The 11,467-nt window shown below is 74.5% G+C and carries 10 protein-coding genes; 4 read left to right on the top strand and 6 right to left on the bottom strand.

Features of this window, described 5'->3' with window-relative positions:
* The first annotated feature begins 5 nt into the window (after positions 1-5).
* Genes AC3EVP_RS24125 through AC3EVP_RS24135 form a run of 3 tightly spaced genes read left to right on the top strand, consistent with a single transcriptional unit; the run spans position 6 to position 2,330 of the window.
* Positions 6-1,319 (top strand): MFS transporter, encoded by a 1,314-nt coding sequence (locus AC3EVP_RS24125; protein WP_435133048.1) that lies wholly within the window; start codon positions 6-8, stop codon positions 1,317-1,319.
* 46 nt (positions 1,320-1,365) lie between these two features.
* Positions 1,366-2,085, top strand: a complete 720-nt coding sequence (gene npdG, locus AC3EVP_RS24130) for an NADPH-dependent F420 reductase (RefSeq protein ID WP_435132914.1) — start codon at positions 1,366-1,368, stop codon at positions 2,083-2,085.
* Between the two features lie 50 nt (positions 2,086-2,135).
* Complete coding sequence (locus AC3EVP_RS24135) at positions 2,136-2,330, top strand: hypothetical protein (RefSeq protein WP_335982639.1); 195 nt, start codon at positions 2,136-2,138, stop codon at positions 2,328-2,330.
* A 26-nt stretch (positions 2,331-2,356) separates the two neighbouring features.
* Here AC3EVP_RS24135 and AC3EVP_RS24140 read toward each other — a convergent pair whose 3' ends face one another.
* Positions 2,357-3,142 (bottom strand): site-2 protease family protein, encoded by a 786-nt coding sequence (locus tag AC3EVP_RS24140; protein WP_335982642.1) that lies wholly within the window; start codon positions 3,140-3,142, stop codon positions 2,357-2,359.
* A gap of 217 nt (positions 3,143-3,359) precedes the next feature.
* Here AC3EVP_RS24140 and AC3EVP_RS24145 point away from each other — a divergent pair, with 217 nt between their 5' ends.
* Complete coding sequence (locus tag AC3EVP_RS24145; protein WP_435132916.1) at positions 3,360-6,854, top strand: AfsR/SARP family transcriptional regulator; 3,495 nt, start codon at positions 3,360-3,362, stop codon at positions 6,852-6,854.
* A gap of 68 nt (positions 6,855-6,922) precedes the next feature.
* Here the strand turns inward: AC3EVP_RS24145 and AC3EVP_RS24150 are convergent, their stop codons facing one another.
* From AC3EVP_RS24150 to panB, 5 genes are all read right to left on the bottom strand, one after another.
* Positions 6,923-7,753, bottom strand: coding sequence for an ABC transporter permease (locus tag AC3EVP_RS24150; protein ID WP_335982646.1), 831 nt, complete (start codon positions 7,751-7,753; stop codon positions 6,923-6,925).
* The gene (locus tag AC3EVP_RS24155; RefSeq protein WP_435132920.1) at positions 7,750-8,802 is read right to left on the bottom strand and encodes an ATP-binding cassette domain-containing protein; all 1,053 of its coding nucleotides are present in this window, start codon (positions 8,800-8,802) and stop codon (positions 7,750-7,752) included. The genes AC3EVP_RS24150 and AC3EVP_RS24155 overlap by 4 nt, the downstream gene beginning before the upstream one ends.
* 123 nt (positions 8,803-8,925) lie before the next feature.
* The gene (locus tag AC3EVP_RS24160; RefSeq protein WP_435133051.1) at positions 8,926-9,633 is read right to left on the bottom strand and encodes an anti-sigma factor family protein; all 708 of its coding nucleotides are present in this window, start codon (positions 9,631-9,633) and stop codon (positions 8,926-8,928) included.
* 5 nt (positions 9,634-9,638) lie between these two features.
* Positions 9,639-10,130, bottom strand: coding sequence for a sigma-70 family RNA polymerase sigma factor (locus AC3EVP_RS24165; RefSeq protein WP_335982774.1), 492 nt, complete (start codon positions 10,128-10,130; stop codon positions 9,639-9,641).
* Positions 10,131-10,469: 339 nt separating this feature from the next.
* Complete coding sequence (gene panB / locus AC3EVP_RS24170; RefSeq protein WP_335982650.1) at positions 10,470-11,333, bottom strand: 3-methyl-2-oxobutanoate hydroxymethyltransferase; 864 nt, start codon at positions 11,331-11,333, stop codon at positions 10,470-10,472.
* Positions 11,334-11,467 lie beyond the last annotated feature (134 nt).

Raw genomic sequence — 11,467 nt, forward strand, 5'->3', positions numbered from 1 at the left:
TGAAGCTGAAGCGTCTCCTGCCCGACCTCGCGCCCTGGCGCAGTTCCCGCGACTTCCGGCTGATGTGGACCGCGGGGGTGGTGACGAACTTCGGCAGCTTCCTGACGATGGTCGCGCTGCCGGTCCAGATCAAGGACATCACCGGCTCGGCGGTCGCGGTGGGCGCGGTGGGCGCGGTCGAGCTCGTGCCGCTGATCGTCTTCGGGCTCTACGGCGGCGCGCTCGCCGACGCCGTCGACCGCAAGACGCTGATCGTCGCCGCCGAGGCCGCGCAGGGCCTGCTGGTGGTCGGCCTGCTGGCCAACGCGCTCGCCCCGCACCCCGCGGTGTGGCCGCTGTACGCCGGCGCCGCCCTGTCCAGCGCGCTCGCCGGCCTGCAACGGCCCGCGCTGGACGCGATCGTGCCGCGCATCGTGCCCCGCGACCAACTGGCCGCGGCCGCCTCGCTGAACGCGCTGCGCTGGCAGATCGGCGCGATCGCCGGCCCCTCCGCCGCGGGCCTGGTCATCGCCTACGCGGGCCTGGGCTGGTCCTACGGCGTCGACGCGGCCACCTTCGCCGTCTCCGTCGCCCTCAGCGTGTTCCTGCGCCGCTCGCCCGCCGCCCACGACGCCCGCCCGCCGTCGCTGCGCGGCATCGCCGAGGGCGCCCGCTACGCCTGGAGCCGCAAGGAACTGCTGGGCACCTACCTGATCGACATGGCCGCGATGTTCTTCGCCTACCCGGCCGCGATCTTCCCCTTCCTCGCCGACGACCTGCACGCCCGCTGGTCGCTCGGCCTGATGTACGCCGCCGGGTCGGTCGGCTCGCTGCTGGTCAGCCTCACCAGCGGCTGGGCCACGCGGGTGCGGCGGCACGGCCGGATGGTGGTCTATGCGGCCGCCGGCTGGGGGCTGGCGATGGCCTGCGCGGGCTGGACCGGGCACATCTGGGTGGTGCTGGTCTTCCTCGGGGCGGCCGGCGCCTGCGACATGGTCAGCGGCATCGGCCGCTCCACCATGTGGAACGAGACCATCCCCGACTCCCTGCGCGGGCGGCTGGCCGGGATCGAGCTGCTGTCGTACTCCACCGGGCCGCAGCTCGGCCAGGTCCGCTCCGGCGGTGTCGCCGCGCTCGGCACCGCGCGGATCTCGGTCTGGTCCGGCGGGCTGGCCTGCGTCGCCTCCGTGGGCCTGCTGGCGCTGTTCCTGCCCGCCCTGATGGCGTACGACTCGCGGAACGCGCCCCCGGTGGAACCGGCCACCCCCGCCGACGCCCCCGCCGACAGCCCGGCCGACGTCCCCGACGACGCGACCGCCGACGACGCGCTGCCCGCGTAGCCGCCCGGAAGCGGGCGGGAGGGCAGCCGGTGGGAAGATAGGGGCCATGACCGCTGACGACGTGAAGAAGCCCGCCGCCAAGGACCCCTGGGCGCTGCCCGACGTGTCCGACCTGACCGTGGGGGTGCTGGGCGGCACCGGCGACCAGGGCCGGGGCCTGGCCTACCGCCTGGCGCGGGCCGGGCAGTCCGTGGTGATCGGCTCGCGCGACGCCGCCCGCGCCCAGGCCGCCGCGGACGAACTGGCCGCGGGCGAGTTCGGCGCCACCGGTGTGCAGGGCGCGGACAACGCCGAGTGCGCCCGCCGCAGCGACATCGTGATCGTGGCCGTCCCCTGGGAGGGGCACGCCAAGACCCTCGAAGCGCTGCGCGAGCCGCTCACCGGCAAGCTCGTCGTCGACTGCGTCAACCCGCTCGGCTTCGACAAGCAGGGCGCCTACGCGCTCACCCCCGACGAGGGCAGCGCCGCCCAGCAGGCCGCCGCGCTGCTCCCCGACTCCCGCGTCACCGCCGCCTTCCACCACCTGTCCGCGGTGCTGCTCCAGGACCCGCGGGTGGAGACGATCGACACCGACGTGATGGTGCTCGGCGACTCCCGCAAGGACACCGACCTCGTACAGGCCCTCGCCGGCCGCATCCCCGGCATGCGCGGCGTCTTCGCCGGACGCCTGCGCAACGCCCACCAGGTCGAGTCCCTGGTGGCCAACCTGATCTCCGTCAACCGCCGCTACAAGGCCCACGCCGGCCTGCGCCTCACCGACGTGTGACCGACCCCGCCCGTCACCTTCCCCCCGACCAGCACAGGAGCCCGACCGCCATGCCCCGCCTCGCCCTCTACTCCCTGATCGTGTGCCTGCTGGCCGTGGCGGCCGCGGTGGTCTCCTTCGTCAACGGCCACTGGATCGGGGTGGTCTGGGTCCTGCTCGCCGGACTGACCAGCAACATGTGCTGGTACTACTACCGCAGGGCCAAGCTGGCGGCGGCCGCCGGGCAGCAGCACACCGCCGGGTGAGGCGGCGCGGCAGTGTCCCGCGCCGCTCAGTGCCGCCAGAACTGGAAGAGGTAGTAGCCGTAGGACGGCATCCAGTCCGGCACCTTGAACCACGTCATGACGTGGTACATCGCGTTGAAGAACTTCACGTTGACCGAGTGGATGTAGAGCACCCCGAAGACCGCGAGCATCCCGAACGGCGCGAACGGCTGCACCTGCCGGCGCACCTCGTACGACAGCCACGGCTCCAGCACGCCGTAGCCGTCGAGGCCCGGGATCGGCAGGAAGTTCATGATCGCCGCGGTCACCTGGAGCAGCCCGAGGAACCCCAGGGCGGCCCGGAAGTCCTGCGGCCAGGAGTCGGCGAGACCGAGCGTGAAGGGCAGCATCAGCAGCACCGCGAAGGCCACGTTGACCAGCGGGCCCGCCGCCGAGATCAGGCTGTGCCGCAGCCGGCCGCGGATGCGGTTGCGCTCGATGAGCACCGCGCCGCCCGGCAGGCCGATACCGCCCAGGACCACGAAGATCAGCGGCAGCAGGATCGACAGCGCCGCGTTGGCGTACTTCAGCGGGTTCAGCGTCAGATAGCCCTTGGCCTCGATGCTGGTGTCGCCGCTGTGCAGGGCGGTGCGGGCGTGCGCGTACTCGTGCAGGCACAGCGAGAACAGCCAGCCGGAGAGCACGAACAGGAACACCGCGAAGCCGGCGTCGGACGCGTAGCCCGACCACACCGCCCAGCCGGAGACCACCATCACCGCGGTGATGCCGAGGAACACCGGGCTGATCCGGCGGTTCTCGCCTCTCCTGGTCATACGCAGCGGGGTGACGGTCATGTACGGGCTCCTCGCGGGGCGGGGTTCGGGTGCGGTGCCGCCCGATCATGCCATCCCGGGCGGGCTCGGACACGTGCCTCGTCCGCAGAACGGACGGCGGCCGGCCCCGGTTCCGCCCGGTGCGCCACCCGGGGGACGGCCGGCACCGGCCCGAGCGGCCCGTACCGGGCGCCGCACCTCGTGACACCGGCCGCGCCGACTCCGTAAGAATGGGGCCGTGCGATACACGATCCTCGGCCCCACCCAGGCCCTGCGGGAGGACGGCGCCCCCGTCGCCCTCGCGGGCGGGCGCCTGCGCGCGCTGCTCACCGCGCTGGCGCTGCGGCCCGGCCGGGTGGTCGGCGCGGACGCCCTGATCGACGAGGTGTGGCAGGGCGAGCCGCCCGCCGACGCCGTCGGCGCGCTCCAGGCCCTGGTCGGACGGCTGCGGCGGGCGCTGGGCCACGACGCGGTCGCCTCGCTCGGCGGCGGCTACCGGCTCCAGGCCGCCCGGGACGACGTGGACCTGTACCGCTTCGAGCGGCTCGCCGAGGAAGGCGCCCGGGCCCTGGCCGACGGCGACCCGGTCAAGGCCGGCGGGCTGCTCGGCGACGCGCTCGCGCTGTGGCGCGGCCCCGCGCTGGCCGACCTGCCCGACCGCGGCACCGCCGCCGTCCGCAGCGAGGCCCTGCGGCTGGACGCCCACCGGCACCGCCTCACCGCCGACCTCGCCCTCGGCCGGGCCGGGCAGGTGCTGCCCGAACTCGCCGAACTGGCCGCCGCGCACCCGCTGGACGAGCCGCTGCGCGCCCTGCACCTGCGGGCCCTGCGCGCCGCCGGCCGCACCGCGGAAGCCCTCACCGCCTACGAGGCGGTCCGCCGGGACCTGGCCGAGCAACTCGGCACCGACCCCGGCGAGGAGCTGCGCCGCCTGCACGCGGAACTCCTCCAGCCCCCGCACGTCCAGCCCCCGCCCGCCGAGCCCGCCCCGGACACCGCGCGCACCCCGGACGCCGCGCCGCCGCCCGGCGCGAACGGCTCCGGACCCGCCGGGTGGACGTACGACCGTACGCCCGGCGCCGGGGCGGAACCGCGCGGCGGCACCGTGAGCGCGCCCGGCAACGCCCGGGCCCGGCTGACCAGCTTCGTGGGCCGGGAGCGGGACCTCGCGGCGGTGCGGCACGACCTGGCGCAGGGCCGGCTGGTGACGATCACCGGCCCGGGCGGCACCGGCAAGACCCGGCTGTCGCAGGAGGCCGGGGACCTGGTCGCGGGCCGCTGGCCGGACGGCGTCTGGTACGCCGAACTGGCCCCGGTCAGCGACCCGCGCACCCTCCCCGAAGCGGTGATCAGCTCGCTCGGGCTGCGCGAGACGCTGCTGCACCACGGCAGCGCCGCCGGGGTCGCGCTCGCGGCCGAGGCGGCCGGCGCGCGCGACGCGACCCGGCAGCTCGTCGACTACTGCACCGGCCGCGAACTCCTGCTCGTCCTGGACAACTGCGAGCACGTCATCGACGCGGCCGCCGCCCTCACCGCGTCGCTGCTCGCCTCCTGCCCGCGCCTGTCGGTGCTCGCCACCAGCCGCGAACCGCTGGGCGTGCCGGGCGAGCTGGTGCGGCCGCTGGACCCGCTGCCGGACCCGACCGCGCTGCGGCTGCTCGCCGACCGCGGCGCCGCCGCCCGCCCCGGCTTCCGGGTCGACGACGACCCGGTGGCGTGCGCGGAGCTCTGCCGGCGGCTGGACGGCCTGCCGCTGGCGATCGAGCTGGCCGCGGCCCGGCTGCGCAGCCTCTCGCCGCGCCAGCTCGCCGACCGGCTCGACGACCGCTTCCGCCTGCTCACCGGCGGCAGCCGTACGCTCCTGCCGCGGCAGCAGACGCTGCGCGCCGTCGTGGACTGGTCCTGGGACCTGCTGGAGCCGGCCGAGCGGGTGCTGCTGCGCCGGCTCGCGGTCTTCCGCGGCGGCTGGACGCTGGACGCGGTCGAGGCGGTCTGCGCCGACCCCGCCCCCGGAACCGCCGACCCCGTGACCGGTGACCCCGCCCGCGGGGCACCCGCCGAGTGGATAGCCCCGCCCGACACCGCCGCCCTGCTCGCCTCCCTCGTCGACAAGTCCCTGGTCCTCGCCGACCAGCACGGCGACGGCACCCGCTACCGCATGCTGGAGACCATCTCCGAGTACGCAGCCGAGCGGCTCGACGCGTCCGGCGAGCGCGCCCTGATCGAGCGCCGCCACATCGTGCACTTCCGCGAGTACGTCCGCACCGCCGACCCGAAGCTGCGCGAGCGCGGCCAACTCCTGTGGTTCGAGCGGCTGGAGACCGAGCACGACAACCTGCGGGCCGCGCTGGGCCGGGCGGTGGCGGGCGGCGACGAGCAGGAGGCGCTGCTGCTGGTGATCGGCTGCGCCTGGTTCTGGGAGGTGCGCAACTACGTCTCGGAGCGCAGGCACTGGCCCGCCGCGGTCGTCGCGCTCGGCCCCGACCCGTTCGCCGAGCCGCCGAGCCTGGTGCCGCTGGAGCGCGGCCTGCTGGACGACCCGCCGCCGCTGGAGGGCGAACAGCTGCTGGAGGCCCGCCGCTACGTCCACGTCATGGAGCTGTCCAGTCATGACGGCGAGGACGACTGGTGGTCGAACGAGCGGATCATCCGGGCCGGCGCCGCCCTCATCGAGACCTACCCGCCGCACCTGCCGCAGTCGGCCCGCCAGCCCGGCATCACCCGCGCCTTCGGGGCGTTCTTCTCCGGCAACTTCGACCGGGTGCACGAGTTGATGAACGAGACCATCGCGTGCTGCCGGCGCTTCGACCGGACCTGGGAGCTGGCCTACACTCTGCAACTGCGGGCGAAGGTCAACAACGACATCAGCGAACGGCTCGACCTCTCACTCGCCGACATCGGCGAGAGCCGGCAGCTGTTCGAGCGGATCGGCGACGAGTGGGGCACCGCGGAGACCCTGTCGGGCGAGGCCGAGGCCGCGGGCAACATGGGCGACTGGCAGCGCGCGGCCCGCTGCTGCCGCGAGGGCATCGTGCTGGCCCGCAAGGTCGGGGCGCACCAGCACGTGCCGGTGGTGCTGGTCCGGCTCGGCGAGGCGCTGGCGAGCCTGGGCGAGGTGGAGGAGGGCGAGCGGGTGATGCGCGAGGGCATCGCCGACGCCGAGCGGTTCGGCAACGCCAGCTTCGGCGCCGCCTTCTACGGCCGGGTGCAGCTGGCGGGCCTGCTCTCCCGGCTGGACCGGGTGCCCGAGGCGCTGGCCCTGGTCGAGCGGACTGTCGCGGAGAGCAAGGAGAACGCCTTCCCGGTGCCCGGGTTCGTCGACGGGATGCTCGAGGGCGTCCGCGGCTACCTCGTCGGCCGCTCCGGTGACCCGGCCGGCGGCCTGGCCATCCTCTCCGCGGGCGTCAACGCGATGAACGCCCACCCGCTGGCCCGGGTGATCGCCCCCCGGGTGGCGATGGTGATGACGCCCGCCGTCGCCGAACTGCTGCTGCTCCTCGGTGCGGCCGAGCCCGGCGCCGGGCCGGCCCGGCTGACCCGGGCGGTCCGGCTGCTGGCGGCGCACGACCGGCTGCGGCCGGTGGCGATCCCGCCGCTGGAGAAGCGGGACATCGAACGGACCCGCGCCCGGCTGCGCGAACTGCTCGGCGAGGACGGCTACGCCGCCGCGTACGCCGAAGGCGACGGCCTCGACGTCGCCGGGGCCGTCGCCTTGATGTGCGACGTGGACTGACCGCTCCTCGGGGCCCGTACGGGCCGGGCTCCTCGCGGGCCGGGCCGCCCGCCGGGGCCCGCCGTGGATCAGGTCTTCTTGCGGAAGCGGGCGACCGCCAGCGGCGCGGTGACCGCGGTGATGCCGACCGCCCAGGCCAGTGTCATCCACACCGAGTGCGCCACCGCCCCGCCGTTGATCAGCGCCCGGGAGGCGTCCGCGAGGTTGGAGAGCGGATTGACCTTGGTGAAGTTGTGCAGCCACCCCGGCATCGTGGTCGGACTGGCGAAGATCGAACTGCCGAACTGCAACGGCATCAGTACGAGCATGCCCACCCCCTGCACCGCCTGGGCGGTCTTCATGGTCAGGCCCAGCAGAATGAAGATCCACATCAGCGAGGCGCCGAAGACCACGGACAGCACGATCGCCGCCGCCAGGTGCATCACGTCCGTCCCGATGGACATGCCCAGCGCGAAGCCCATGCCCAGCAGGATCGCGATCGCGATCAGCAGTCGGCCGACCTCCACCACGATCTTCGCGATCAGCACCGTGGACCGGGCGATCGGCATGGTGCGGAACCGGTCCATGACCCCCTTGCGGAAGTCGTCGTTGATGCCGCTGCCGACCGCCATGGACAGGTTCATGCCCATCATCGCCATCAGCCCGGGCACCACGTAGTTCACGTACTCGTGCTGGTGGCCCTTGCCGGAGATCGCGCCGCCGAAGACGTACACGAACAGCAGGGTGAAGATCACCGGCATCAGCACCGCGTCGAACATCGACTCGGGGTCCTGCCTGATCTGGAGCATGTTGCGGCGCGCGAGGGCGCCGATGTGCCGCAGGTTGGCCCGCAGGCCGATCCTGCCCTCGTCCGAGGCGACCCGCGCCGGGGCGGTCACCGTCGCCGTCGCGGTGCTCATACCGGGACCTCCACGTTCTCCGTCGTGTCCTGCGCACGGTCGGCCGTGCCGTCCGCGTCCTGCTGCTCCCCGGGCGCCGCCGAGGACTTCTGGCCGGTGATGGCGAGGAACACCTCGTCCAGGCTGGGCAGATGGGTGTCGATGTGCGCGATGCCGTAGCCGCGCGAGCCCAGCACGCCCACCACCGCGGTGAGCTGGTCGTCGCTGAGGATCGGCACGCTGACCAGGCCGTCCTCGTCGATCCGGGCGCCGGCGACGCCGTCCAGGCCCGCCGACGCGATCGCGTCGGCCATTCCGGCCGCCGCGGCCGGCTCGCTCGGCCTGATCCGCAGGGTCCGGCCGCCGACCTTCGCCTTCAGCTCGGCCACCTTGCCGCCGGCGATGATCCGGCCGCGGTCGATGACCGTCAGCTCGTTCGCGAGCTGCTCGGCCTCCTCCATGTACTGCGTGGTGAGCAGCACCGTGGCGCCGTCGGCGACCATCCGCTGCACCTCGTCCCACACCTCGTTGCGGGTGCGGGGGTCCAGACCCGTGGTCGGCTCGTCCAGGTAGAGCACCGCGGGCCGGCCGATCATGCTCGCCGCCAGGTCCAGCCGGCGGCGCATCCCGCCGGAGTACTGCATCGCCGGCCGCTTGGCGGCCTCCGTGAGCGAGAACCGCTCCAGCAGCTCGTCCGCGCGGGCCCGGGCGTCCTTGCGGGGCAGGTCCAGCAGCCGCCCGATCATGTACAGGTTCTCCCGGCCGGACAGCTTCTCGTCCACCGAGGCGTACTGCCCGGTCAGGCCGATCACCCGGCGCAGCTGCCGGGGCTGCCTGAGGACGTCGAAGCCCGCCACCCGCGCGGTGCCCGCGTCCGGCTGCACCAGCGTGGACAGCACCCGCACCAGCGTGGTCTTGCCGGCCCCGTTCGGGCCGAGCACGCCGAGTACCGTGCCCTGGCGCACCTCCAGATCCACCCCGTCCAGTGCCTTGGTCGGTCCGTAGTGCTTGACCAGACCGCGCACCTCGACGGCGGCGGTCCCACCGTTGTCTGTCAGTCGCGTCGTCATGTCCACCACCCTGCACGGGCCCACCGACACGGCACCGACATCCCGCCGACAGCGCCCTGTCGGCGGGATGTCGGCGGCCGGCGCCCCGCCCGACCGGTGGTACGGCGGGGGCACCGCCGCAGGTCAGCCGGTGGAGCCGCGCGGCCGGTCGGTCGGCTGGGTGCCGGACTGCGGGATGGTCAGCAGCAGGGTGCCGTCGGCCGTGCGCACCTCGAACCGGTTGATCGCCGTCGGGTGCATGCCGGTGGCGCCGCTGACGGTCAGCGCCTGGGGATGCGCGCCCGTGCCGTAGCCGGCCTGCGGCACCGACCAGGTCGCGACCGTCTCCCGGGAGTCGTCGCGGCCGACCGCGTCCAGGTGGCAGTGGTCCGGTCCGTAGACCCCGGCCAGCCGCAGGCTCACCTCGGTGCCCCACGCCTTGTCCGTCAGGCCCACCACCGCCGACAGCCCGGTCGACGGGTCGCTCGCCGAGTCCTGCGCGGCGGCAGCAGGGGCCGCCGAGCCGTCGCCGCGGGTGGTCAGCACCGCGATCGCCGGGCCGCCGACCACCAGCACCGCGGCCACCGCGACCGCGACCAGCCGGCGCCTGCGCCGCGCCCGGCGCTCACCGGCGACCTGCCGCAGCATCCGCTCCAGCAGCGCGTCGCCGGGCGGCCCGGGCATCCCGACACCGTCCGCGCGCAGTTCGGCGAGGACCGGCACCACGCCGCTCAGCTCGTCGAGCTGCCGCCCGCAGGCGTCGCACTCGGCGAGGTGCTCCTCGAACGCGGACATCTCCGCGTCGTCCAGCGCCCCGAGCAGGTAGGCGCCCACGTCCACATGGGGCGGCATGGGGGTCACGAGGTGGTCACCCCTCTCTCCTCCAGCGCGTTCCGTGCGGCGCGCAGCGCGTAGAAGACCCGGGAGCGCACGGTCCCCGGCGGCAGCCCCAGCTCCTCGGCGGCCTCGCTGACCGTACGGCCCTTGAAGTACGTCTCCACGAGCGCCTCGCGGTGGGCTTCGGACAGGTCCTGGAGGGCGTCGGAGATCGTCATCAGGCGCAGCGAGCGCTCCAGTTCGTCGCGCGCGGGCAGCTGGTCGAGCACGGCGGGCGAGGTCTCCGGCGGGCGGGCCTGGCGGCTGCGGTGGCCGTCGATGACGATCCGGCGGGCCACCGTGATCAGCCAGGGCCGCAGGGAGCGGGCCCGCGGGTCGAGCCGGGCGGCGTTCTTCCAGGCCCGCAGCAGGGTTTCCTGGACGACGTCCTCGGCGAGGTGGCGGTCGCCCGCGACGAGCTTGAGGACATAGGTCAGCAGGGCGCCCGCGTGCTCGCGGTACAGGGCCCGCATGAGGTCTTCCTCCGGGCCCGAGCGGTCGGGGCCGAGGTCCGGCTCCGGGCCGGGACCGGGCGGGCGCACCGCGCCGGCCTGTTCCGGTATCTCCGGCGGGGGTCCGTCCACGGGCGCATCCTGCCGCACCGGCGGCTCCCGGTCGAGTTCGCGTATCGCGGATCGAGACATCGGCGGACGGCTTCCCGGAGGTGTGGAGGGTCGCCGCGGCCGCGGCGCTCACCGGTCCATACGGGCGCGGGGGCGGAATGTCTCAGATCGCGGGGTGAAAAGTCCGGGCGGGCCCGGCGTACCGGACCCGCCCGCCTGCGTCAGGTCAGTGGAAGGTGTGCTCCCCGCTCAGTGGAAGGTGTGCTCCGCCGCCGGGAACTCCCCGCCCACCACGTCCTGCGCGTACGCCTTCGCCGCGTCGCCCAGGGTGCGGCGCAGGTCCGCGTACTGCTTGGTGAAGCGCGGCACCTTCCCGCCGGTCATCCCCGCCATGTCGGTCCACACCAGCACCTGCGCGTCGGTGTCCGGCCCGGCGCCGATCCCGATCACCGGGATCTCCAGCGCGTTGGTGATCTCGGCGGCGACCTCCGCCGGCACCAGTTCGAGCACCAGCGCGAAGGCGCCCGCGTCCTGCGCGGCCTTCGCGTCCTGGACCAGGCGGTGTGCCGCCTCGTCGCCGCGGCCCTGGACGCGGTAGCCCAGGGTGTGCACGGACTGCGGGGTCAGCCCCATGTGCGCCATGACCGGGATGCCGGCCTCGACCAGCGCCTCGGTCTGCGCCAGCGAGCGCCGGCCCCCCTCCAGCTTCACCGCGCCGACGCCCGCCTCCTTTACCAGCCGGGTGGCGCTGCGCAGGGCCTGCACCGGGCCCTCCTGGTACGACCCGAAGGTCAGGTCGGCGACGATCAGGGCCCGCCGGGTGCCGCGCACCACGGCGGCGGACAGCATCGCCATGTGGTCGAGCGTGACCGGCACGGTGGTGTCGTAGCCGAGGTGGCAGTTCCCCATCGAGTCCCCGACGAGCAGCACCGGGATGCCGGCCTCGTCGAAGACCGACGCGGTCATCGCGTCGTACGCGGTGAGCATGGGCCACTTCTCGCCGCGCTCCTTGGCGGCGCCGAGGTCGCGCACGGTCACGCGGCGGGTGCCGGACCCGCCGTAGAGGGCTTTCGGGTTGTCGGCGGCCTTCTGGGCAGCCGGAAGCTGCGTCATGGTGACGGCTCCTTCAGTTGTCATCTCGAGGCGCCCTGACGGCGTCCCCGGACCACCTCCCATGCTGGCACGCCCGGCCCCGCCGGGAAACCCCCGGACCCGCCGGGAAACCCCCGGACCCGCCCGGCCGCCGC

This window comes from Actinacidiphila sp. bgisy144, from assembly GCF_057708105.1.